The sequence below is a fragment of the Micromonospora sp. NPDC051924 genome (genome assembly GCF_055586005.1).
Genome location: NZ_JBVJJA010000066.1, coordinates 1 through 21,293, shown reverse-complemented (window position 1 = coordinate 21,293; position 21,293 = coordinate 1). Strand labels below are relative to the sequence as shown.

The 21,293-nt window shown below is 75.1% G+C and carries 24 protein-coding genes; 10 read left to right on the top strand and 14 right to left on the bottom strand.

Going from position 1 to position 21,293, the window contains the following annotated elements:
* Position 1 precedes the first annotated feature (1 nt).
* The gene (locus ACZ6S5_RS32040) at positions 2–151 is read right to left on the bottom strand and encodes a hypothetical protein (RefSeq protein WP_466005980.1); all 150 of its coding nucleotides are present in this window, start codon (positions 149–151) and stop codon (positions 2–4) included.
* Positions 152–331: 180 nt separating this feature from the next.
* On the opposite strand from ACZ6S5_RS32040, the gene ACZ6S5_RS32035 reads away from it, so the two are divergent.
* Positions 332–730 carry a VOC family protein gene (locus tag ACZ6S5_RS32035; RefSeq protein ID WP_466005979.1) on the top strand — a complete coding sequence of 133 codons (399 nt, stop codon included), beginning with the start codon at positions 332–334 and terminating at the stop codon, positions 728–730.
* 33 nt (positions 731–763) lie between these two features.
* On the opposite strand, the gene ACZ6S5_RS32030 is transcribed toward ACZ6S5_RS32035, so the two are convergent.
* The 5 genes from ACZ6S5_RS32030 to ACZ6S5_RS32010 form a co-directional block, all read right to left on the bottom strand.
* Positions 764–1,465, bottom strand: coding sequence for a helix-turn-helix domain-containing protein (locus ACZ6S5_RS32030; RefSeq protein WP_466005977.1), 702 nt, complete (start codon positions 1,463–1,465; stop codon positions 764–766).
* Between the two features lie 96 nt (positions 1,466–1,561).
* On the bottom strand, positions 1,562–2,791 hold the full coding sequence (locus tag ACZ6S5_RS32025; protein WP_466005976.1) for a bifunctional glycosyltransferase family 2/GtrA family protein: 1,230 nt from the start codon (positions 2,789–2,791) through the stop codon (positions 1,562–1,564).
* A gap of 2 nt (positions 2,792–2,793) precedes the next feature.
* The gene (locus ACZ6S5_RS32020) at positions 2,794–5,202 is read right to left on the bottom strand and encodes an ArnT family glycosyltransferase (protein WP_466005975.1); all 2,409 of its coding nucleotides are present in this window, start codon (positions 5,200–5,202) and stop codon (positions 2,794–2,796) included.
* Between the two features lie 45 nt (positions 5,203–5,247).
* Positions 5,248–6,756, bottom strand: a complete 1,509-nt coding sequence (locus ACZ6S5_RS32015; RefSeq protein WP_466005973.1) for a sensor histidine kinase — start codon at positions 6,754–6,756, stop codon at positions 5,248–5,250.
* Positions 6,734–7,474 (bottom strand): response regulator transcription factor, encoded by a 741-nt coding sequence (locus tag ACZ6S5_RS32010; RefSeq protein ID WP_466005990.1) that lies wholly within the window; start codon positions 7,472–7,474, stop codon positions 6,734–6,736. The genes ACZ6S5_RS32015 and ACZ6S5_RS32010 overlap by 23 nt, the downstream gene beginning before the upstream one ends.
* Before the next feature lie 232 nt (positions 7,475–7,706).
* Between ACZ6S5_RS32010 and ACZ6S5_RS32005 the strand changes: the two genes are divergently transcribed.
* From ACZ6S5_RS32005 to ACZ6S5_RS31995, 3 genes are read left to right on the top strand one after another with little or no spacing between them, the layout of a single operon-like run.
* On the top strand, positions 7,707–8,528 hold the full coding sequence (locus ACZ6S5_RS32005; protein WP_466005972.1) for an FAD:protein FMN transferase: 822 nt from the start codon (positions 7,707–7,709) through the stop codon (positions 8,526–8,528).
* A gap of 9 nt (positions 8,529–8,537) precedes the next feature.
* The gene (locus tag ACZ6S5_RS32000; protein ID WP_466005971.1) at positions 8,538–9,434 is read left to right on the top strand and encodes an SDR family oxidoreductase; all 897 of its coding nucleotides are present in this window, start codon (positions 8,538–8,540) and stop codon (positions 9,432–9,434) included.
* Positions 9,431–10,222: an alpha/beta fold hydrolase gene (locus tag ACZ6S5_RS31995; RefSeq protein WP_466005970.1), complete on the top strand. Its 792-nt coding sequence runs from the start codon at positions 9,431–9,433 to the stop codon at positions 10,220–10,222. The genes ACZ6S5_RS32000 and ACZ6S5_RS31995 overlap by 4 nt, the downstream gene beginning before the upstream one ends.
* A gap of 6 nt (positions 10,223–10,228) precedes the next feature.
* Here the strand turns inward: ACZ6S5_RS31995 and ACZ6S5_RS31990 are convergent, their stop codons facing one another.
* A complete protein-coding gene (locus ACZ6S5_RS31990) occupies positions 10,229–10,453 on the bottom strand; it encodes a hypothetical protein (RefSeq protein WP_466005969.1) in 225 nt (74 codons plus the stop codon).
* A gap of 159 nt (positions 10,454–10,612) precedes the next feature.
* Between ACZ6S5_RS31990 and ACZ6S5_RS31985 the strand changes: the two genes are divergently transcribed.
* Both ACZ6S5_RS31985 and ACZ6S5_RS31980 read left to right on the top strand, forming a co-directional pair.
* Positions 10,613–11,557 (top strand): serine/threonine-protein kinase, encoded by a 945-nt coding sequence (locus ACZ6S5_RS31985; protein WP_466005968.1) that lies wholly within the window; start codon positions 10,613–10,615, stop codon positions 11,555–11,557.
* Between the two features lie 88 nt (positions 11,558–11,645).
* Positions 11,646–12,074 (top strand): OsmC family protein, encoded by a 429-nt coding sequence (locus ACZ6S5_RS31980; RefSeq protein WP_466005967.1) that lies wholly within the window; start codon positions 11,646–11,648, stop codon positions 12,072–12,074.
* Positions 12,075–12,078: 4 nt separating this feature from the next.
* On the opposite strand, the gene ACZ6S5_RS31975 is transcribed toward ACZ6S5_RS31980, so the two are convergent.
* Entirely contained in the window at positions 12,079–13,029 is a 951-nt protein-coding gene (locus ACZ6S5_RS31975; RefSeq protein WP_466005965.1) for an endonuclease/exonuclease/phosphatase family protein, read from the bottom strand.
* A 352-nt stretch (positions 13,030–13,381) separates the two neighbouring features.
* Between ACZ6S5_RS31975 and ACZ6S5_RS31970 the strand changes: the two genes are divergently transcribed.
* Positions 13,382–14,224, top strand: coding sequence for a hypothetical protein (locus tag ACZ6S5_RS31970; protein ID WP_466005964.1), 843 nt, complete (start codon positions 13,382–13,384; stop codon positions 14,222–14,224).
* Between the two features lie 8 nt (positions 14,225–14,232).
* Here ACZ6S5_RS31970 and ACZ6S5_RS31965 read toward each other — a convergent pair whose 3' ends face one another.
* From ACZ6S5_RS31965 to ACZ6S5_RS31945, 5 genes are all read right to left on the bottom strand, one after another.
* Positions 14,233–14,769: an ATPase gene (locus tag ACZ6S5_RS31965; RefSeq protein ID WP_466005963.1), complete on the bottom strand. Its 537-nt coding sequence runs from the start codon at positions 14,767–14,769 to the stop codon at positions 14,233–14,235.
* A 126-nt stretch (positions 14,770–14,895) separates the two neighbouring features.
* The gene (locus ACZ6S5_RS31960) at positions 14,896–15,342 is read right to left on the bottom strand and encodes a response regulator (RefSeq protein ID WP_466005962.1); all 447 of its coding nucleotides are present in this window, start codon (positions 15,340–15,342) and stop codon (positions 14,896–14,898) included.
* A 75-nt stretch (positions 15,343–15,417) separates the two neighbouring features.
* Positions 15,418–15,765, bottom strand: a complete 348-nt coding sequence (locus tag ACZ6S5_RS31955; protein ID WP_466005960.1) for an STAS domain-containing protein — start codon at positions 15,763–15,765, stop codon at positions 15,418–15,420.
* Between the two features lie 88 nt (positions 15,766–15,853).
* Positions 15,854–16,903 (bottom strand): cobalamin B12-binding domain-containing protein, encoded by a 1,050-nt coding sequence (locus tag ACZ6S5_RS31950; protein WP_466005959.1) that lies wholly within the window; start codon positions 16,901–16,903, stop codon positions 15,854–15,856.
* On the bottom strand, positions 16,900–18,663 hold the full coding sequence (locus ACZ6S5_RS31945; RefSeq protein WP_466005958.1) for a PP2C family protein-serine/threonine phosphatase: 1,764 nt from the start codon (positions 18,661–18,663) through the stop codon (positions 16,900–16,902). The genes ACZ6S5_RS31950 and ACZ6S5_RS31945 overlap by 4 nt, the downstream gene beginning before the upstream one ends.
* A 257-nt stretch (positions 18,664–18,920) precedes the next feature.
* Here ACZ6S5_RS31945 and ACZ6S5_RS31940 point away from each other — a divergent pair, with 257 nt between their 5' ends.
* Both ACZ6S5_RS31940 and ACZ6S5_RS31935 read left to right on the top strand, forming a co-directional pair.
* A complete protein-coding gene (locus ACZ6S5_RS31940; protein WP_466005957.1) occupies positions 18,921–19,265 on the top strand; it encodes an STAS domain-containing protein in 345 nt (114 codons plus the stop codon).
* A 45-nt stretch (positions 19,266–19,310) separates the two neighbouring features.
* Positions 19,311–19,658, top strand: coding sequence for an STAS domain-containing protein (locus ACZ6S5_RS31935; RefSeq protein ID WP_466005956.1), 348 nt, complete (start codon positions 19,311–19,313; stop codon positions 19,656–19,658).
* 74 nt (positions 19,659–19,732) lie between these two features.
* Here ACZ6S5_RS31935 and ACZ6S5_RS31930 read toward each other — a convergent pair whose 3' ends face one another.
* Entirely contained in the window at positions 19,733–20,047 is a 315-nt protein-coding gene (locus tag ACZ6S5_RS31930) for a hypothetical protein (protein WP_466005955.1), read from the bottom strand.
* 187 nt (positions 20,048–20,234) lie between these two features.
* Between ACZ6S5_RS31930 and ACZ6S5_RS31925 the strand changes: the two genes are divergently transcribed.
* Positions 20,235–21,206 (top strand): DUF2267 domain-containing protein, encoded by a 972-nt coding sequence (locus ACZ6S5_RS31925; protein WP_466005954.1) that lies wholly within the window; start codon positions 20,235–20,237, stop codon positions 21,204–21,206.
* Positions 21,207–21,293: the final 87 nt, after the last annotated feature.

Here is a 21,293-nt window from a genome sequence, read left to right as displayed (position 1 = left end):
GTCAGCCCTGGTCGGTGGGCTGGCGACGGAAGCGGGCGACCAGGCGGCGCCAGTAGACCTTGGCGGCGACCGCGGCTCCGGCCACCCCACCGACCACCGCCTGCACGATGAGGCTGCCGGATCCCGCGTCCAGGTAGGCCAGGTGCGTCACGGCTGCTCCCTTCCCTCGCCCGTTGTCGGAGTCCAGGCGTATATGCGGGCTTTTGCCCTCTAAGCCGGACTTGTCCCTCACCGTACGCCGCCGCGACCGGTCGTGGAGCCCACACCGGCCACTCCCACCCGTCCGTTCCGTTCAAGACCGATGGCCCCGACGGCCCCTACCGTCGCGGGCATGACACCGCACTTCGACGTGATCGGCATGGCCGTCACCGACATGGCCCGCACGCTCGACTTCTACCGCCGCCTGGGGCTGGCGATCCCGCCCGGCGCCGAGTCCGAACCGCACGTGGAGATCACCCTGGCCAACGGCGTCCGGCTGGCCTGGGACGCGGTCGACATGGTCCGCACCTTCGACCCCGGCTACACGCCGGCCACCGGCAGTCCCCGGGTGAGCCTGGCCTTCCGCTGCGCCGACCCCGCCGAGGTCGACCGCTGGTACGCCGAACTGACCGGCGCCGGCCACCACGGTCACCTGCCGCCCTGGGACGCCTTCTGGGGGCAGCGGTACGCGGTGGTGCACGACCCGGACGGCAACGGCGTCGATCTGTTCGCCCCGCTCAAGACCGACTGACCGGGCTCCCCGGCCGAGATCTCCGGGAGCCGGTCACCGGCGCTGCCGGGGCAGCAGGCGGGTCGGGGGGACGCCGGCCAGCTCGGTCACGTCGCGGGTCAGGTGGGCCTGGTCGGCGTACCCGGCGATCGCGGCGGCCTCGGCGAGCGGGGTGCCGGCGCGGGCGAGGTCGAGGGCCCGGCGCATCCGCAGGATCCGGGCGAGGGTCTTCGGGCCGTACCCGAACAGGAGCTGGCTGCGCCGGTGCAGGGCGCGGGCGCCGAGGCCGACCTCGGCGGCGGTGGCGGCGACGCTCGCGCCCGCCGCCAGCCGGGCGGCGACGTGGCCGCCGAGCGGGTCCGGTCCGCCGGCCGCCCGCAACCGCGCCAGCGCGACCGTCTCCAGCAGCGCGGCGACCGGCCGGCCGGGGGCGTCGATCCGGTCGGCCAGCTCGTCGGTCGTTCGGCCCCACAGGTCGGCCAGGGGTAGCCGCCGGTCGCGCAGCTCGTGGGCGGGCACCCCGAAGACCGCCGGTCCGACGCCCGGCGGGAGTCGCAGCCCGACCCAGCGCTCCCCCGGCTCGCTGAGCGACAGGTGGGCGGTGCGGTCCGGACCGGCGATCAGCAACCCGGCCCGGCTGGACCAGAGCAGATCGAGGCAGCCGTCCGGCAGCACGCGCGTCGGCCCCGCACCGGCGGCGATGCTCTCCCACACCACCGCCCCCGCGATCCCGGCCGCCCTCCGCTCCCGGTACATCCCCCCACCCTCCCACCAACCGCCGGTGATCATGAAGTTGTCGTCGCGCACACCGGCGTGTCACGACGACAACTTCATGATCGACGGGGGGGGTGGTCAGGGCCGGCGGTGGTGCATGGCGAGGCGGAGCAGGACGAAGCGGAGCGCGGTGGCCGCCAGGTTGGCGGCGACCAGGACGGTCAGCTCCACCACGCGCGGGGGCGTTCCCGCGGCGGAGTGCAGCACCGCCAGTGATCCGCTGGTCAGGGCCAGGCCGAGGGCGAACGCGAGCAGCCCCTGGAGGTGGTGCCGGCCGGCGTGCCGGCGCCCGGTGACGCCGAAGGTGAGCCGCCGGTTGGCGGCGGTGTTGGCCACCGCCGTGACCAGCAGCGCCAGCAGGTTCGCCGCCTGCGCCCCGAGCGGTCCCCGGGCCAGCACGAACAGCACCAGGTACGCGAGCGTGCTGGCCACGCCGACCGCGGCGAACCGGACGAGCTGCCGCGGCAGCCCCACCGGGACCTGGGCCGGTGGCGGGGTCAGGGGCGCCCGGCCGACCTGCTGGCGCAGCTCCGCCAGGGGCAGCGCCCCGGTCAGCAGTCCCCGGCCCAGCCGCCCGATGCCGCGCAGGTCGGCCAGGGCGGTGGCCACGATGTCCACCCGGCTGTCCGGGTCGTCCACCCAGTCCACCGGCACCTCGTGGATCCGCAGCCCGGCCCGCTGGGCGAGGACCAGCAGCTCGGTGTCGAAGAACCAGCCGGTGTCCTGGACCAGCGGCAGCAACCCGGCCGCCACGTCGGCGCGGATCGCCTTGAACCCGCACTGCGCGTCGGAGAACCGCACCGCGAGGGTGCCGCGCAGCAGCAGGTTGTAGCCCCGGGAGATCACCTCCCGCTTGGCGCCCCGGACCACCCGGCTGGTCCGCGCCAGCCGGGTGCCGATGGCCAGGTCGGAGTGGCCGGAGATGAGCGGTGCCACCAGCGGCAGCAGCGCCGCCAGGTCGGTGGAGAGGTCCACGTCCATGTACGCCAGCACCGGCGCCGGGGAGGCGGACCAGGCCGCTCGCAGCGCGCGGCCCCGACCCTTGGCGTCCAGGTGCAGCACGCCCACCTCGGGCAGCTCCGCGGCCAGCGCCTCGGCCGCCGCGAGCGTGCCGTCCACACTGGCGTTGTCCGCCACCGTGATCCGGAACGGGTACGGGAAGTGCTCGGTCAGGTGCGCGTGCAGCCGCCGTACGCAGGGTCCCAGGTCGGTCTCCTCGTTGTGGACCGGGACCACCACGTCCAGCACCGCCGCGGGCGTCACCGGCCGGGCCCGTACCGCCGCCCGGGGTTCGCTCGTGCTCGTCATGGTCAGCCCTGCTTTCCGCTGCTCAGGTCGTACACGGTGACGCCGTCCACGGTCTTCGCGGTGAAATGCTCCGCGACCCAGCTGGCGATCTCCTGGGACGCGCTGCTGCCGCCGTTGGCCCGGAACCCGCCGCCACCGATGAAGTAGTGGATCTTCCCAGCGGCGACGTACTGCTGGAACTGGGCGAGCGTCGGCGACGGGTCGCTGCCGTTGAAGCCGCCGATCGGCATCACCGGCTCACGGGTGGCGAGCTGGTAGCCGGAGGCGTTGTTCGACCCGATGGTCGCGGCGATCCAGGTGTAGTCGTCGGCGTCCGCCGCCAGCAGCGCCGTCATCTCCGCGCTCGGCTCGCGGGCGTCGAGCAGTCCGCCCATGCCGCCGCCCTCCGACCGGCTCCCGCCGCCCGGGAACTGGCCGCCGCCGGGGAAGCCGGGGAACTGCCCGTTCTGGGCCGTCCCGCCGTTCTGGCCCGTGCCGCCGTTCTGACCCGTGCCGGTGCCGTTCTGGCCGGTGCCGTTCTGGCCACCCGGGAAGCCGGGGAACTGGCCGGTCGCGCCGCCCGGGAAGCCCGGGAACTGGCCGTTCTGACCGGTGCCGCCGTTCTGACCGGCGCCGTTGCGGCCGGGGAACTGGCCGTTGCCACCGTCCCGGCCGCCCGGGAAGCCGCCGCCGGGGAAGCCGCCGGGGAAGCCGGGGCCGAAGGCGCCCTGGGCGAACGGTCCGGCGCTGGGGATCGAGCCGGTGTGCGGGGTCGACGCCGTCTGCAGCGAGTAGGCGACCGGGCCGGCGAGGGCGGCCGCGGCGCCGAGCGCCAGCACCACCGGGGCGATCCGGCGGGGCAGCCGGTCGGCGAGCAGCAGCAGCAGCGCTGCGGCGGCCAGGCCGACCACCAGCACGGCGGCCCGCAGCCACGGGTGCCAGTCGGCGCTGCGGCCGAGCAGGTGCCACGACCACCAGGCGGTGACCGCCAGGGTGACCGCGAGCGTGGCGGTGGCGGCGAGGGCGCGCCGCCGGTTCCCCGCCGGACCGCCGGCCGGGGGAACGGGAGACGCGGCCGGCGGCGGCACCGGGCCGGACGTGGCGCCCACCGGCGCAATCGGGCCGGACGCGACGGCCGGGGCGTAGCCGGCGGCGGTGGGACGGGGCTGCGGGGCGGAGCGGGCCCGCCACAGCATGGTCCCGCCGATGCCCACCAGCGCGCCGATCGCGGGGGCCAGTGCCACCGTGTAGTACGGGTGGAAGATGCCGGACATGAAGCTGAAGATCAGCCCGGTGACCACCAGCCAGCCGCCCCAGAGCAGCAGCCCGGCCCGGGTCCGGTCGGTCCGCGCCGCCCGGCCGGCCAGCACCAGCCCGGCCACCAGCAGGATCAACGCGGCCGGCAGCAGCCAGGAGATCTGCCCGCCGACCTCGCTGTCGAACATCCGCAGCAGGCCGGACTGGCCGGAGAACGGTCCCCCGCCACCGCCGCCCATCCGGCCGGCGCCGCCGACGCTGCCCTCCTCGTCGCCGGTGATCCGGCCCAGGCCGTTGTAGCCGAGGGTGAGTTCCAGGATGCTGTTGTGCTGCGAGCCGCCGATGTACGGGCGGGCGCTCGCCGGCACGAGTTCCACGATCGCCACCCACCAGCCGGCGGCGACGACCACGGCCAGCCCGGAGAGCAGCAGCTGCCGGATCCGCCGCCAGAAGCCGGTCGGCGCGGCCAGCAGGTAGACCCCGGCGAAGACCGGGATCACCAGGAACGCCTGGAGCATCTTGGTGAGGAAGCCCAGGCCGACCAGCGCGCCGGTCAGCATGATCCACCGGGTGCTGGCCGTCTCCACCGCGCGCACCGTCGCGTACGCGGCCGTGACCAGCAGGAAGACCAGCAGGGCGTCGGGGTTGTTGAACCGGAACATCAGGGTGGCCACCGGGGTGACCGCAAGCACCGCACCGGCGACCAGGCCGGCGGTCGGGCCGTACCAGCGGCGGACGGCCGCGTACAGGACGCCGACCGAGGCGACGCCGAGCAGCGCCTGCGGGACCAGGATCGACCAGCTGCTCAGCCCGAACACCCGGACGGAGAGCGCCATCAGCCAGAGCGAGGCGGGGGTCTTGTCGACGGTGATCGAGTTGGCCGCGTCGGAGGAGCCGTAGAAGAACGCCTTCCAGCTCTCCGAGCCGGCCTGCACCGCCGCGGAGTAGAACGCGTTGCCCCAGCCCGAGGCGCCCAGGCCCCACAGGTAGAGCAGTGCGGTGGCCAGCAGCAGGCCGGCCAGGGCCGGTCTCGCCCAGCGCGGGTCACGGCGTGGCGGTTCGGCGGGCGGGCGGGCCGTCTCCGTCCGAACCGGTTCCGGGGCGGGCACGGGGGCCGGGTCGGTTGCGGGCGACCCGGCCGTGGGCGCGGTCAGCAGGCTCTCTGTTCTGTCCATGCCGGCAAGCCTCGGGCAGCCCGCTGGCGCACCCCCATGAACGACCTATGCGTCGGCTGTGGATCCCGGCAGCCGTACCGTGAAAACGGTCCGGCCGGGGCGGCTGGTCACCTCGACCCGGCCGTGGTGCGCCTCCACCACCGCGGCCACGATGGCCAGGCCGAGGCCGGTGCTGCCGTGGGCGCGGGAGCGCGAGCTGTCCCCGCGGGCGAAGCGCTCGAAGACCTCCGGCTGGAGGTCGGCGGGGATGCCCGGGCCGTCGTCGGCCACGCTGACCTCGACGCCGTCGGGGACGGGGGCGAGCCGAGTGGTGACGGTGGTGCCGGGCGGGGTGTGCACCCGCGCGTTGGCGAGCAGGTTCGCCACCACCTGGTGCAGCCGGTGGGCGTCGCCGGTGACGGTGACCGGCTCGTCGGGCAGGTCGAGCTGCCAGCGGTGCTCGGGGCCGGCCACGTGGGCGTCGCTGACCGCGTTCACCACCAGCGCGGTGAGGTCGACCGGCTCGGTGGCGAGGGGCCGGCCGGAGTCGAGCCGGGCGAGCAGCAGCAGGTCGTCGACGAGGCTGGTCATCCGGGTGCTCTCCGACTCGACCCGGCGCAGCGCATGCGCGACGTCCGGCGGCACCTCGTCCCGGCCGCGCCGGGCCACCTCGGCGTAGCCGCGGATCGCCGCCAGGGGCGTACGCAGCTCGTGGCTGGCGTCGGCGACGAACTGGCGTACCCGCGTCTCGCTGGCCTGCCGGGCGGCGAGCGCGGCGGCGACATGCCCGAGCATCCGGTTGAGCGCGCCGCCCACCTGTCCCACCTCGGTACGCGGGTCGGTGTCGGACGCGGGCACCCGGACCGACAGCGCCACCTCGCCCCGGTCCAGCGGCAGCTCGGTGACCCGCGCCGCGGTGGCCGCGACCCGGTTCAGCGGGCGCAGCGTGGCCCGGACGATCAGCAGGCCGAGACTGCCGGCGATGATCAGCCCGGCGGTGATCACCCCGGCCTGCGCGACCACCATCCACATCACCGTCTCCTGTACCGAGGAGAGCGGGTAGGCGAAGATCAGGACGTCACCGTCGCTGACCTGGCGCGCGACGGCCCGGTACTCACCGTGGTCGCCCAGCTCGACGGTCCGGGGCTGCCCGTCGGTGGGCTGCCGGGTGAGCGGAGCGATCTCGCCGGACTGCAGCGGCTCGACGGTGCCGGCGGTGGTCCGGATCGTGCTCGAGAAGACCTGGCCGTCGATCATCTTGACCGCCACCGAGTCGGGCGGAAAGCCGGGCGGCGGTTCCAGGGCGTGTGACTCGTCGTCGCCGGAGCGGGGAAAGGAGGACTGATCCCGGAAGAAGGGCGGCACCTCCTCGCGCCGGCGGTCACCGGCGGTGAGCTGGTTGTCGACCTGGCCGATCAGGAAGTGCCGCAGGGCGACCGTGGTCAGCCCGCCGATGCCGATGCTGACCAGGGCGAGCAGGCCCACCACGGAGAGCACCAGCCGGCGGCGCAGCGACCAGCCGCCGAGCCGGCGACGCAGCCGCCCCGCGAGGTCACTCCGCCGGTCTGAGGACATAGCCGGCGCCCCGCAGCGTGTGGATCATCGGCTCGCGGCCCGCGTCGATCTTCTTGCGCAGGTACGAGATGTACAGCTCGACGACGTTGGCCTGGCCGCCGAAGTCGTAGTTCCAGACCCGGTCGAGGATCTGCGCCTTGCTCAGCACCCGGCGCGGGTTGCGCATCAGGTAGCGCAGCAGCTCGAACTCGGTGGCGGTGAGGGTGATCAGGTCGCCGCCGCGGCGTACCTCGTGGCTGTCCTCGTCGAGGCTCAGGTCGCCGACGGTGAGCACGGCGTCCTCGCGGGTGGCGACCGCGAACCCGGAGCGGCGCAGCAGGGCGCGCAGCCGGGCGATGACCTCCTCCAGGCTGAACGGCTTGGTGACGTAGTCGTCGCCGCCGACGGTGAGCCCGGCGATCCGCTCCTCCACGGCGTCCCGCGCGGTCAGGAAGAGCACCGGCACGGTGGGACTCTCCTCGCGCAGCCGGCGCAGCACCTGGAAGCCGTCGAGGTCGGGCAGCATCACGTCGAGCACGACGGCGTCCGGCTTGAACTGCCGGGCGGTGCTGATCGCGGCCATCCCGTTGCCGGCGGTGGAGACCTGCCAGCCCTCGTAGCGCAGCGCCATCGAGAGCAGGTCGGTGAGCGTCGGCTCGTCGTCCACCACCAGCACCCGTACCGGCTCACCGTCCGGTCGGCGCAGCTCGATCCGGCCCTGCGCGGCCCGCCCTTCCATGACCATGCCCCCATCGTGGGCGGCCCCGCTGTGCCGGGCCTGTCCCGATCCTGTGTACCAGCTGTGCGGGCCGACGGGGCGATTACGGGCGCGCCGCGCGCGGCCGGCCGGGTTCGACCGCGGCCGGGCCCGCGAACGCCGGCCGGGGCCGCCGCGCCCGGACCGCGGACCACACAGCCGGACCACAGGTACGGCCCACCTCACCTCCAGCCGGGCCGGGCACGCTGCCGTCATGAGCGTGGACGGGACCTTCGAGGTCCGCTGGTGGTGGCGGGACCGGCCGGTACGGGTGGCGGTGTCCGACCGTACCGCGCTGCCCGCGGCCCGGCGTGCGGTGGCCCGCCGGCTGGCCGGGCTGCGCGCCGTCGACCTGGAGCTGGCCCGGGCGCACCGGGCCGCCGGCCGGCCGGTCCCGGTCGGGCCGCTGCTGCGTGAGCTGGTGTCGGTGGCGCTCGGGGCGGCCGGGGCGAGCGGCGGGGCGGTGGACCCGACGGTCGGCGCGGCGCGGCTGCGCCGGACGGTGGGACCGGTGCCGAGCTGCGGCTCCGGCTGGGGGCGGATCGATCGCGCCGCGGACTGGCGGGCGGTGTCGTTGCGCGGCGACCGGCTGGCGGTGCCGCCCCCGCGCTGGCTGGACCTGGGCGCGACGGCCACCGCGTATCTGGTGCAGCGCTGCGCGGAGCAGGTGGCGGCCCGGCACGGGACCGGGGTGCTGGTGGCGGTGGGGTCCCGGCTCGCGGTGGCCGGCCCGGCGCCGGTCGGTGGTTGGCGGGTGGCGCAGGGCCCACCGACGCTGACCGGCGGCGCGCTGGTCACCGCCGACGTGCTGCGCCCGGACGGCGGCGGGGTACGCGATCCGCGTACCGGTGGGGCACCGGCCTCGCCGTGGGCGGCGGTGACGGTCGCCGCCCCGGATGCGGCGCGGGCCGCGATGCTGGCGGTGGCCGGGTTGGCGCGCGGCGCGGACGGCCCGGAATGGCTGGCCGGGCAGGGCGTGCGGGCCTGGGCCCGGACGCGCCCGACGACCCTTCCGCAGCCGGCTACCCGGTGGTAACTTGCCGGCATGTCCATCGACGGTCGTCCGCCCGGCCGGCTGGCCGGCAAGGTGGTGCTGGTGACCGGGGCGGCGCGTGGCATCGGCGAGCACACCGCCCGGCTCGCCGCCGCCCGGGGCGCGAAGCTGGCCCTGGTCGGCCTGGAGGGCGACCGGCTGGCCGCGCTCGCCGCCGAGCTGGGCCCCGGCCACGTCTGGTTCTCCGCCGACGTCACCGACCAGGCCGCCCTGGACGCGGCCGTCGAGGGCACGGTCGCGGCACTGGGTGGCATCGACGCGGTGGTAGCGAACGCCGGGGTGGCCAACCGGGGCACGATCGCCGTCGGTGACGTCGAGGCGCTGGTCCGCACGGTCGAGGTGAACCTGGTCGGGGTGATGCGCACGGCGGCGGCGACCGTGCCGGCACTCACCGCCCGCCGGGGCTACCTGCTGATCGTCTCCTCCGCCGCCGCGTTCGCGGCACTGCCCGGGATGGCGGCGTACTGCGCGTCGAAGGCCGGCGTGGAGCACTTCGGCACCGCGATCCGGCTGGAGTTGGCGCACCGCGGGGTAGCGGTGGGCACGGCCCACCCGTCCTGGGTCGACACCGACCTGGTCCGCGAGGCGCGCGCCGACCTGCCGGCGTTCGAGGCGGCGCTGGGCCGGCTGCCCTGGCCGATGCGGCGGACCACGTCCGTGCAGGAGTGCGCCACCGCGTTCGTCCGGGCGATCGAGCGCCGGCGGCGCAGGGTGTACGTGCCGCGCGCCGTCGGCGCCGTGCAGGCGGTGCGGTCGCTGCTGGTCAGCCCGGTCGCCGACCGGCTGATCGGGCGTACCGCGCGGACGATGGTGCCGCTGGTCGAGGAGCAGTCCCGGGCGCTGGGCCGCGGGTTCGGGGTGAGCACCCCGCCGGAGGTGCGGCGGTGAGCGCCCCGGTGGAGGTGGTCTTCGAACGGCGCGGCTCCGGGTCGCCGCTGGTGCTGCTGCACGGCATCGGCCACCACTGGGGCGCCTGGCTGCCGGTGCTGGACCGGCTGGCCGAGGCGCACGACGTGATCGCGGTGGACCTGCCCGGGTTCGGCCGCTCCCCGGTGCCCATCGCCGGCCTGCCGAAGAACATGGCCGGGCTGGTGGCCGGCATGATCGAGTTCTTCGCCGCACTCGGCCTCGACCGTCCGCACGTGGCCGGCAACAGCCTCGGCGGGGCGATCGCCCTGGAACTGGCCGCCGCCGGGGCGGTCGCCTCGGCCACCGCGCTCTCCCCCGCCGGGTTCTGCACGCCCCGAGAGCTGCGCTGGGCGCTGACCGTGCTGGCGCTGCACCGCTCCGCCGCCCGGCTACCCGATCCGGTGCTGCGATCGCTGTTCGGCTCACCGGCGCTGCGTGCCCTCGCCATGGGCATGATCCTGGCCCGGCCGAACCGGATGGCCCTGGACGCGGCGCTGGCCGACGCCCGGGCGCTGCGCGGGGCGCGCGCCTTCCGCGCGGTGGCCCGCGCGGGCCGGGGGTATGCGTTCGCCGGCGCGCCCACCGTGCCGGTGACCGTGGCCTGGGGCACCCGGGACCGGATCCTGCCCTACCGGCAGGCCGCGCTGGCCCGGACGCGGCTGCCGGCGGCCCGGCACCTCGATCTCACCGGCTGCGGGCACGTGCCCATGCACGACGACCCGGACCTGGTCGTCTCGGTCATCCTCGACACCATCCGGGCGGCCTGAGCCGGTTCACTCGGTGGCGCCGAACGGCTCGGTACGCACGTACCGCATGGTCCAGGTGCCGTAGCCGTCGCGCCGGTCGCGTTCGTAGAGATGGTCGGCCTCGCCGCCGCCCGGGGCCGCCGCCCCCTGGGGGTGGCGCATGATCCAGCGGTGCGGCGGCTCGCCGCCCGGCTCGGCCGGCAGCTCCCGGACCAGGTCGTGGGCGGGTCCGCCGACGAACCGTACGCGCACCTGAGCCACTCCGCACCCTCCGTCCCGTCGCCGGCACCGAACGTCACCACAAGCTACCCCGCGCCGCCTCCGCCGGCCGGGAAACCCCCGGCGGTTTGCCCTGCTCAACGCCCGGGTACCGCGACCCAGAGCAGCCGGAACGAGGATGAGGAGTGGTCGATGAGGACGCTGGGCGGGCGGTACGAGCTCGAACAGCGCGTGGGCATCGGCGGCATGTCGGAGGTCTGGCGGGCCCACGACCTGGTGCTGGACCGGACCGTCGCGGTGAAGCTGATCTCCTCCGGCCTGGATGGCGAGGACACGTCGGCGGAGCGGATCCGGGACGAGGCGCGCTCCGCAGCCCGGCTGGTGCACCCAAACGTGGCCAGTGTGCACGACTTCGGCACCGCCACCGCGGCGGACGGCCACGAGCTGCCGTACATCGTGATGGAGCTGGCCGAGGGGGAGACGCTCGCGGCGCACCTGCGCGCAGGCGCGCTGGACTGGCGGATCGCGGTCCGGGTCTGCGCCGAGGTGAGCGCCGCACTGGCCGCGGCGCACGCGCACGGCATCGTGCACCGGGACGTGAAGCCGGCGAACGTGATCCTCACCCCGGCCGGGGTGAAGGTGCTCGACTTCGGCATCGCCACCTCGCCCGGGGCGGTCGACCACACACCGGACGGCATGGTGGTGGGGACCCCCGCGTACCTCGCGCCGGAGCAGCTGGACCGGCAGCCGGCCACCCCCGCCGCCGACATGTACGCCCTCGGCGTGCTGCTCTACTACAGCCTGACCGGCCGCCTCCCGTACGCCGCCGGCAGCACCACCCAGCTGCTGGGCGCGCGGCGCCGCCAGCCGCCGGAGCCGCTGCCCGAGATCGAGGGGCTGCCGCCCGAGATCGCCGACCTGTGCCGGCGGTGCCTCGCCGACGACCCGGCCGCCCGACCAACCAGCCTGATGGCGGCGCTGCTGCTCGCCGAGGTGGTGGACGCCCGGGTGTACGTGCCGATGCTGGCGACGATGCCCCGCCAGCGGACCGCGCCGGTGTCGCCGTGGACCGACCGGGCGGCGTCCGAGGCGACCGAGGCGATGGCCGTGCCGACCCCGGAGTGGACGCTTTCCTGACCTCCGCCCGACACCTCCGGCCTGCTCAGGGGCGGTTTCGCCGGGCGGCGGCCGGGTAGCCGGGCGGGTGAGTGACGGGAGGAACGCGATGCCGGATCCGAGTTCCTGGCTGCCCGAGACGGCCACGGCGACCGCTGCGGGCGGCCACGTACGCACCGACGACGGCGGGCTCTCCTCCGCCCTGGCGTCCCCGCTGGCGCCGCACTGCACCGGCCTGACGCCCGAGCAGTTGCTGGCCGCCGCGTTCGCCTCCTGCCTGCACCACGCGGCGGTGGAGGCGGCCGGTGAGATCACCGACGAGGCGCACACCGTCGAGGTCACCGCGGAGGCGAAGCTCGGGCGTGACGACGACGGCCGCTACCGGGCCGACGTGCACGCGGAGATCTCGTCGGCGGGGCTGACCCGGAAGCAACTGGCCGACCTGGTCGCGTACGCCGATCGGCTCTGGCCGTTCTCCAGCGACGACAGCAGTCGGCACCGGCTGACCGTGACGCCGGCGGAGAACGGGCGGCACTGACCGTTCACCAACGGAACCCGGCGGTCACCGCCCGGTGGTCGCTGTCCGGGGTGTGCAGCACCCCGGCCGCGGTGGGGGTGAGCCCACGGTAGAGCACGTGGTCCGGGCGGGTCACCGGGAGTTCCGCCGGCCAGGTGAAGCCGAACCCCTGCCCGGCGTCGGCCTGCGCGTCGCGCAGCAGCCGGGTGAGCGGGACGAAGACCCGGTCGGTGCTGGCGGTGTTGAGGTCGCCCAGCACCACCAGCCGGGGCGCCGGATCGGCCCGTACGGTCGCGGCGAGGGCGGCGAGGGTCTCGTCCCGGGTGGCGGTGTGCCCGGCCCGGGCGGAACCGAGGTGGACCACGTACACGACCAGGTCCCCTCCGGGCGCGGCCACCACCGCCCGCAGCGCCCGGTCCCAGCCGAGGCCGGTGTCCACGCCGTGCGACTCCTGGATCGGCCACCGGCTCCACAGCGCCACGGTCGACACCGCGGCCCGGTGCGGGTAGCGCCGGTCCAGCGCCGTCCCGACCCGGGCGTCGTCGTCGACCTCCTGGAGACCGATCAGATCCGCCCCCGCGCCGGCGACCGCGTCGGCGGTGGCGGCCGGGTCGGGGTTCCCGGAGCGGAGGTTCTGGCTGGCGACGCGGACGGAGGCGGGTTCGGCGCCGGCCGCCGGGGGCAGCCAGGCGCCGCCGTAGAGCGCCAGCCAGGCCACCGCGGGGAGCGCCACGGCGAGCAGCGCCCGCCGGGACCGGCGCAGCAGGGCCGCGAGCACGAGCGGGGGTACGCCCAGACCGAGCAGCGGGGTGGCGCTGTCCAGCAGGCTGCCGAGGCCGTGCACGTTGGGCACCGCCCGATGTCCGGCGATGAGCACGGCGAGCAGCACGGCCAGGCCGGCGATCAGCAGTCCCCGCCGGTCCGGGCGACCGCTCGGCTCGCCGGCGGCCCGTTCGTCGACCATCTGCCCCGTCACCGTCCGTATCGTATCGAGCCCCGCCCGGCGCGGCGGCCATGATCCCGGCACACCCGATCCACCCTGCCGCCCTCTTCGCGGAGGTGGGGACATCAACCGAGCGGCAGGGAGGCTGTCCCAGGTGGCGGGGGTACGCATGGGCCGAACGGAGGAGGCGTGACCGACGCGCCGCTAAGGTGATCATCCGCCCGGTTCGACCGGGCCTTTCTTTTATTTCCGATAAATGCGAAAGGCAAGGAGCGCCGGTTTCATGATTCACCGAGCGTAATGCCGGTGCGGATCATGGCAAATTGTGGCGCATGCCACCAACTACCCCGATGGCAAGAACCCGAACGCTTTCTAGCCTCGGCGGGTGCATCCCGACGACTCCCCCGAGCAGCAGCCGACCGAGAAGCGCCCCGCTCGCCGTACGATCGACCCCGCATCAGCCGAAAGGAGGATCGGCCGTCACCGGGCCCTCGAGCCACCCCGCCGCCGGGTGCTCGCCTCCAGCCCGGGCCGGATCGTGGTCGCCACCGGCGTGACCTGCTGTCTCGGGCTCATCGGGTTCGCCTGGGCGGAGCAGCCCGGCCAGCGCCACGAGCCCGTCCGCGAGATGATGGCCGACCGGGCGGCCGACGCCGCGATCGACCGGGCCTCCCGGGACTACCAGCGCTCCGCGCCCCCGGTCACCGTGCCGGTCACCCCGATCCCGGCTGCCACCCCGAGCCCGGCGCCCACGAAGAAGGCCGCGAAGAAGAAACCGGTCCGGCCGGCGCACCCCCGCCCCGTCGCCGGCCTGGACCAGCGCCAGATGGACAACGCCAAGGTGATCGTCGACGTCGGGCGGGCCATGAAGATGCCGCGCCGGGCCCTCGTCGTGGCCATCGCGACCGCCATGCAGGAGAGCAACCTCTACAACCTGGCCAGCGACGTGCTGCCGGAGTCCTTCGACTACCCGCACCAGGGCAGCGGCTCCGACCACGACTCGATCGGCCTCTTCCAGCAGCGGCCCAGCAGCGGCTGGGGCACCGTGGCCCAGATCATGAACCCGGCGTACGCGGCCCGGGCCTTCTTCTCCGCGTTGAACGAGGTGCCCGGCTGGGCGGACATGAGCATCACCGGGGCCGCCCAGGCCGTGCAGGTCTCCGCCTACCCCGACGCGTACGCGCAGCACGAGGACCGGGCGACCACGGTGGTGGCGGCGCTCGTCTGAGCCGGAACTCAGGCGGCGCTGCGTTCGGCCGGCCCCGGCCCGGGGTCGCCGCCCGCACCCGCCGCGACCCGGGTCGCCGGCACCCCGGCGGCGGCCGTCGGGGTGTCCGCCGGAACGGCCTCCGCGCGCCCCCCGGCCAGGATCTCCTCCACCCGCGCCTCGCGCCGGCGGCGGGCCAGCAGCGCCGCCTCGAAGTCGCGGCGGGCCCGGACCGCCTCGGCGTACGCCTGCTCGCGCACCTGGCGGGCCTCCTCCCGGGCGGCCTCCAGCTCGCTGCGGGCCTGGGCCAGCAACTCGGCGGCCTCCCGCTCGACGACCGTCGCCCCGGCCAGGACGGCGGCCACGTCGCCCTCGGCCGGCGCGGTCCGGCGGCGCAGGAAGTCGCAGAGGTGGGTCGCCTCCTGCCGGATCTGGTCGAACTCACGGCCGGCACCGGCGGCGCTCTCCGCCCGCGCCGCGAGCCGGACCAACCGGATTCCCAGCTCGTCCAGGCAGGAATCCACCTGCCGCTGGTCGTAGCCGGTCTCAACGACGGAGAACCTCATACTGTCGCCCCCCAGGCAGCTGGTGTTACTTCCCCACCTGCCGATCCTGGGTGGTGCCGGCCGCGACCGCGGCGGTTCCCACAAAATGTTCAGTATCCGAGGGCTCGGACTTCCGGCGCCTCCCGCTCAGGGGTGCTTGGGGAGCACCACCACGCGGCCGAAGAACTCGTCGATGCGGTGCACCACGTCGTTGAAGTCATCGAGGTCGATCGGCTTCGTCACGTACGCGTTGGCCTGCAGCGTGTAGCTGCCGACGATGTCGGTGTCGGCGTTGGAGGTGGTCAGCACGACGATCGGGATGGTTCGCAGGTCTTCGTCCTGCTTGACCTCGCCGAGCACCTGACGCCCGTCCATCCGCGGCATGTTCAGGTCGAGCAGGATGACGTCGGGACGCTTGGCCTCGGTGTGCCGGCCCTCCCGCCGGAGGAACTCCATCGCCTCCTGACCGTCGTTGACCACGTCGATGACCTTCTCGACGTCGGAGTCCTCGAGGGCCTCCTCGATCATGAGAACGTCACCCGGGTCGTCGTCCACCACGAGGATGCGAACGGGGCTCGGCGTGCGGGGGCCCATGGGATACCTGCTTCGGGTCGGGGAGGGCGGAGGGAAGGAGGGAACGATCAGCCGCTGGCGGGGAAATCTAGCCGATCAGAGGGCGGACGGCGAGGCCGGGTTGGGCGTGTCCGCGTCGTATCGCAGGACGTCGGCGAGGCCGGTGACCTGGAGCACCCGGGCCACCCGGCCGGTCGCCCCGGTGACCCGGAGCCAGCCACCGTCGGCGGCGACCCGGTTGTCCCCTCGGACGAAGGCTGCGATGCCGGTGGAGTCGCAGAAGGTCAGATCGGTGAGGTCGATCAGGAACCGCCGCCGGCCCTCCGCGGCCAGCCGGTCGACGGCGTCGTTGAGCTCCGGAGCGGTGCTCATGTCGAGCTCGCCGGCGAGCCGGAGGCAGGCGTCGCCCCCATTCCAGTCGGCATACGTGAGGGTGAACGTCACCGCGGCCCCTCTCGCTCCCGACGCAAGCAGAGACGCTTGCAGTTCAGCAAGTATACGCGGGTTACCCGTCGGCGTCGGAACGAGGCGTTCAGTGGCCCGGCGCGTCCGGCGGCGTGCCGACCAGCGCCCGGGCCCGGTCCAGGAACCGCGCGGCGCGGGGGAAGTCGCGCAGCTGCTGTCCATAGTGGTCGAGGGTCAGCCTGACCGCGCTCGCCGGCACGTGCCGGCTGCTCAGGATGGCCACCAGCCAGCCGACGAACTCGGTGAACAGCGTCTCGTCGTCGACGTAGAGCGCGGCTGCCAGGAAGTCCACGATGTAGCCGAGGTCGCTGATCGTCGAGTCGAGCTGCGCCGGGGTGTAGTCCCGCACCGACGGCACCCGCTCGCGCAGGTCGGCCAGCGCGCTGTCGATCAACTCGCCCCGCCGCTTGGCCAGGCTGGTGTACTCGTCGTCGGCGAGGTGGTCCAGCTTGGCCGGCGGCACCGTCCGCAGCGCCCGCTCGTCGGCGACGAGCTCGGCCGCGTCCGGCGCGTCCGGCGCCCACGGCACCCCGAGCACCTCGGCCCACCGGCCGGCGTCGCCGAAGCCGCGCCCGCCGACCACGACCGGCACGTCGGACCGGCGGCACGCTTCGATCATCCGGTGCGCGTACGGCAGCCGCATCGGTAGAGCGCAGGCCAGCGCGACCGCGTGCGCGTCGTACCGGTGCAGGTAGGACACCAGGTGGGCGGCGGGGACGCTGGCCCCGAGGAAGATCACCTGCCAGCCGCGCAGCCGCAGCACCTCGGCCACCAGGCGCGCCGGCAGCGCGTGCCACTCGCCGTCCATGCAGGCGACCACGATGCGCCCGCGGGTCGGGCGAGGATTGACGTACGCGGCGACCGCCGCCACCACCCGCTCGCTGATGTGCGTGGCCGCGTGCTCCTGGGCCACGCTCCACTCGTTGCGCGCCCACCGCTCTCCCACCTCGGCCTGAGCCGGGGCGACCAGGTCGAGCAGTACCCGCTCGGCCGGCACGCCGGCCTCCAGCAGCCCGGTGGCGACCTCGACGGCGGCGTACTCGTCGGCCTCCGCCAGGCACTCCAGGTAGCCCGGGTACGCGGCGGCCGGGTCGGCCTCCGTGGTCGTCGCGGTCACGCGCGGGCTCCTCTCGCATCATGGTCGGCGCGAGCCGGCGCCGGCACCGCGTGCAGGTGGCGGGCCGGCCGGACGCCCGCGCCGGCAGCCCGCAGCGCGAGCACGGCGATGTCGTCGTGGTCGCCGTGGGCCAGCCAGTCACAGGTCACCTGCTCGACCCGCTCGGCCAGGGCCGCGGCCGGCATCCGGTGGCAGCCGCTGACCACGTTGAGCAGGCGGTCGGCGCCGAACTGCTCGACGCCGCGCCGGCCGCCCCGGGCCTCGGTCACCCCGTCGCTGTAGAGCAGGCAGGTCTCGCCGGGCGCCAGCCGTACGGTGACCTCGCCGATCCGGGGATCCGGCACGACGCCGATCAGCATGCCGCTCAGCGGCACCACCTCGACCTCGCCGGACTCGCGCAGCACCAGCGGCGGAAGGTGCCCACCGCCGGCCATGGTCAGGGTGAGGCTGCCGTCGCGGTGCGGGCGGACCACGCCGAGCACCATGGTGGCGAACCGGCCCTGCCCGTGCGCCTGGGTGGTCTCCAGCAGGGCGTCGTTGAGCAGCTTGAGCAACCGCCCGGGCTGCGACTCGACCCGGTGCAGCGCGTGCAGGCACTGGCGGAGCTGGCCGGTGAAGACGGCCGCCTCCACGCCCTTGCCGGACACGTCGCCGAGAAAGAAGACCGAGCCGCCGTCGGCGAGCCGGTGTGAGCCGTAGAAGTCGCCACCGATCCGCAGCCCCGCCTGCGCCGGCCGGTACGCCGTGCCCCACTGCACGCCGGTGGCTGCCGCCGGCTCGACCGGCAGCAGGCTGGCCTGGAGGGTGTCGGCGACCTCGGCCTGGTCGCGGTAGAGCATCGCGGTGGTCAGCGCCGCGCCGCCCCGGGCCGCGAAGGCCCGGACCAGGTCGAGGTCCGCCTCGTCGTACCAGCGGGAGGAGCGGCGGGCGACCAGCAGCACGCCGGCCGGGGCGTCCCGGCCGGGTAGCGGCACCACCCGGGCGGTCGCCTCGGCCGCCGCCAGGCCGGGCAGCCAGCCGGCCTCGACGGCCTGCTCGACCAGCCAGTCCAGGGCGTGCGGCTCGCTGCCGGCGAGGCCCTCCTCGATCGCGCCGGGCAGGGCCGGGGCGGCGAGCATGCCACTGTCCACCGTGGGCGCCTCGTCGTCGGCGCGGGCGGCCCGCCACCAGCGGGCCCGGCCGGAGCGGGGGGCCAGCACCAGCACGGCCACGTCGGCCAGGGTGGGTACGGCGAGCCGGACCACCGCGGCGGCGGCCCGGTCGGGGTGCAGCGGGTTGCCGAGCTTCTCCCCGACCACGGCCAGGAACGCCGACCGGGCCCGCTCGGCGAGCAGCGCGTCGGCGCGGCTGACGCTCTCCGTGACGTCCTCGACGTACCAGCAGCGGCGGCCCGCCGACAGCGGCACCTGCCGCACCCGCAGCCGCCGCTCGTGGTGGGTGAACTCGGCCGGTTCCGCGCCGAGGAGGGCGTCGACGCCGGCGACGGCGAGCACCTCGCCGGGCGCCACCTCGGGGAGCAGCCGCTCGGCCACCGGGCTGAGGTGCCGCACCACGCCGTCGACGTCGCAGACGATCAGGCCCTCGCGGAAATGTTCCACCACCTCGGACCATTCGGGGTTGGCGAGACCGCGGTCCGGCGCCAGGGGCGGCAGGACGGCCGGCGTCGAAGCGGCGGCGGACCACGCCGGAGCCCGTGCGGTACTCGGCGTGGAGATCCGTCCGTCGCCCGGGTCGGAATCCCTGACGTCGGCAGCAGTCACCAGCTAAGCCCCACTCCTTGTCGATACCCTCGGCCCACCGGAAACGGCGCGTGTGGTCAAATCCCTTCGCCCCACCCTACGCCGGTATGCCGGGACCGCCACCCGCCCGGCCTGCGGAGCCTCCCGGCGGCACCGAGCGGGTCGGTCCGGGGGTTGTTACGATCCGCACGTCCCCTGCCCGACCCGGCAGCCCGCGGAAAGGCGTGATGGTGGTACCCCAACGGAGAAGGTCCGAGGCAACCCCGCTGAGCATCTCCGTGGACCGCTCCGAGCTCTCGGCACCGGTCATCAGGATCAGCGGTGACCTGGCCTTCACCACGGCCACGCCGCTGCGTAGCGAGGTGGACCGGCTGCTCGCCGAAGGCCCCGGGACGCTCGTCCTGGACTTCGCCGACCTGCTGTTCATCGACAGCACCGGCCTGTCGGTGATCGTGCACGCCTGGCGGGAGGGGCAGCAGGGCGGCACGGCGATCGCACTGCGGGACACCCCGCGCTTCCTGGCCACGATCCTGGACATGACCGGCGTGACCGGTCTGCTGGCCCGACCGCAGCCCTACGTCGGCGCCGAACGGCCCGTCGCGGGCGGTTTCGCCTCCGCCTGACCACCCCGGGGTTTCCCGATCGCCCGCGACTGGGAACATGTACCCATGCCCTCCCAGCTGTTGACCATCGAGGTGGACCGGCTCGAAGCCGGGCGCGCCCGGCTTCGGCTGACCGGCGAGGTGGACTTCGACACCGCCCCCGACCTCATTGAGACGGCCGCTGAGCTGCGCCGGGACGGCTACCAGGAGCTGCTGCTCGACTTCGGCGGGGTGGCTCTGTGCGACTCCTCCGGGCTGAGTGCGCTGGTGGTGATCCACCGCGCGGGCGCCGGTGCGGTCCAGCTCAGCGGGATGAACGCGCAGGTCCGGCAACTGCTCGACCGCACCGGGCTGGGCGAGTTGCTCGCCCTGCCGCCGCGCGCCGTGACCGACGAGTCCCGCGACGTCGGTTGAGGCGTTTCCCGGTCTCCGGGCAGGGGGTGGCCCCCGACCCTGGGACCAGGGGCCGGGGGCCGGGGAGGGGTGGCTCAGGCGGCGGGCACCGGTTGCAGCCGCGGTCCGAAGTCCCGCAGCTCCCCCACCGTCGGCGGTTCAGCGTCCTCAGGGGCGCCGGAATCGGGCGTCTGGAAGAGATACCGGACGAACTGCCCACCCGCCTCGTTGTCGTCCGCTCCGGGCCACTGCCCCACACAGTCGACGCCGACCACCTCGCGGCCGGTGCCGTCGGCCTCCTCGACCAGCGCCCACAGCGTCACGGCGTAGGAACGGGTGGTCTCGGGTTCGACCTGCCACCGCGCGTACCAGCCGGGGCGAGCGGGGACGATCTCGACGATCCTCTTCATGACGACCTTCCCTTCCGCGTGCATCGGAAGTCTCCGGGTCCACTCCGATAGTGGAGCGCCGCCGGGTGAGCGCCCCTCACCCCCAGCGAATGAAGCTCGTCGCCCGCCGGCGGCACCGTTTCCTTCCCCGGAGCGCCGGGAACGCGACCGGCGCAAGGCGCAACCCGACGAGGAACGAGGTGGGACGATGCGCAAGCAGATGGAGGGCGACAACCAGCGCCGCCGGACGCTGGCCCGCGAGGCCCGGGAACGCGGCCGTCGGCCGAGCGAGACCGGCGCCAGCCTGAGCGCGTCCAAGCAGGTCACCTCGCTGGACCAGCGGGAACGGTCCGGCCCGGCACCGGCCGGCCGGCACAAGCCGGACACCACGCGCGGCGGTCCCGCGCCACCCCCGGCGGGGGTGCCGGAACGGCCGCGCCCGGTGCCCGACGGGAGCCGCGGACGGGTGGCCACGCTGGGCTACCGCGATCTGGTCGACGACGTCAGCCGCCGGTCCGGGGTCGACTTCTCCACCGCGAAGGTCGCGGCGGAGGCGACCGTGCTCGCGCTGGCCTGGGCGCTCGACGAGGCCGAGCGCGAACGGCTGCTCGAGGCGGTGCCGGTGAAGCTGCACGACGTGGTACCGGTGGACGGCATCGAGCGCCGCCGGGACCTGCCCGGCTTCCTGGCCGAGGTGGGCCGGCGCAGCCGCCTCACCCCGGAGCAGGCGCGGTACCAGGCCGAGGCGACGCTCGCCGCGTTGGCCGACGCGGACGGTGACCTGGTGGAGTCGCTGCGCGTACCGGACGGGTTGCGGGACCTGCTCGCCCCGCCGGAACCGGGCGGCGGCCTGGTGGGCCCGACGTCTGCCACCGCGCCGCTGACCGAACAGGAGTTGCGCGACGCGCTGGCCGGGCTGCCGTACTGGTCCAGTGACCGGCAGTCGCTGGTGCGCACGATCGAGTTGCCCGCCGGGAACCTGGACCGGGTGCTCGACCGGCTCGACCAGCTCCGGGTGGAGACCGGGCGCGCACCGCAGATCGGCCGCCCGGACCAGGACAGCGCGGTGATCACCGTCCGGACCCAGCAGGTCGACGGGGTGTCGGCGCTGGACGTGGACCTGGCCCAGCGGGTCGACGGCGCGATCGACGAGGCCGGCGCCGGCATCAACGCCGGCTGAGCCGCGGGGGGGGGGGGGGGGGGGGGGGGGCGAGGGGGGGGGGGGGGGGGGGGGGGGGGGGGGGGGGGGGGGGGGGGGGAGGGAGGG

Excerpts from the sequence above, each read along its gene's own strand:
- ACZ6S5_RS31985 (WP_466005968.1), top strand. The coding sequence starts at position 10,613 with ATGAGGACGCTGGGCGGGCGGTACGAGCTCGAACAGCGCGTGGGCATC.
- ACZ6S5_RS32010 (WP_466005990.1), bottom strand. The coding sequence starts at position 7,474 with ATGGAAGGGCGGGCCGCGCAGGGCCGGATCGAGCTGCGCCGACCGGAC.
- ACZ6S5_RS31960 (WP_466005962.1), bottom strand. The coding sequence starts at position 15,342 with ATGGGCCCCCGCACGCCGAGCCCCGTTCGCATCCTCGTGGTGGACGAC.
- ACZ6S5_RS32035 (WP_466005979.1), top strand. The coding sequence starts at position 332 with ATGACACCGCACTTCGACGTGATCGGCATGGCCGTCACCGACATGGCC.
- ACZ6S5_RS32030 (WP_466005977.1), bottom strand. The coding sequence starts at position 1,465 with ATGTACCGGGAGCGGAGGGCGGCCGGGATCGCGGGGGCGGTGGTGTGG.
- ACZ6S5_RS31930 (WP_466005955.1), bottom strand. The coding sequence starts at position 20,047 with ATGAAGAGGATCGTCGAGATCGTCCCCGCTCGCCCCGGCTGGTACGCG.
- ACZ6S5_RS32015 (WP_466005973.1), bottom strand. The coding sequence starts at position 6,756 with ATGTCCTCAGACCGGCGGAGTGACCTCGCGGGGCGGCTGCGTCGCCGG.
- ACZ6S5_RS32000 (WP_466005971.1), top strand. The coding sequence starts at position 8,538 with ATGTCCATCGACGGTCGTCCGCCCGGCCGGCTGGCCGGCAAGGTGGTG.
- ACZ6S5_RS31935 (WP_466005956.1), top strand. The coding sequence starts at position 19,311 with ATGCCCTCCCAGCTGTTGACCATCGAGGTGGACCGGCTCGAAGCCGGG.
- ACZ6S5_RS32025 (WP_466005976.1), bottom strand. The coding sequence starts at position 2,791 with ATGACGAGCACGAGCGAACCCCGGGCGGCGGTACGGGCCCGGCCGGTG.
- ACZ6S5_RS31965 (WP_466005963.1), bottom strand. The coding sequence starts at position 14,769 with ATGAGGTTCTCCGTCGTTGAGACCGGCTACGACCAGCGGCAGGTGGAT.
- ACZ6S5_RS31980 (WP_466005967.1), top strand. The coding sequence starts at position 11,646 with ATGCCGGATCCGAGTTCCTGGCTGCCCGAGACGGCCACGGCGACCGCT.
- ACZ6S5_RS32005 (WP_466005972.1), top strand. The coding sequence starts at position 7,707 with ATGAGCGTGGACGGGACCTTCGAGGTCCGCTGGTGGTGGCGGGACCGG.
- ACZ6S5_RS32020 (WP_466005975.1), bottom strand. The coding sequence starts at position 5,202 with ATGGACAGAACAGAGAGCCTGCTGACCGCGCCCACGGCCGGGTCGCCC.
- ACZ6S5_RS31925 (WP_466005954.1), top strand. The coding sequence starts at position 20,235 with ATGCGCAAGCAGATGGAGGGCGACAACCAGCGCCGCCGGACGCTGGCC.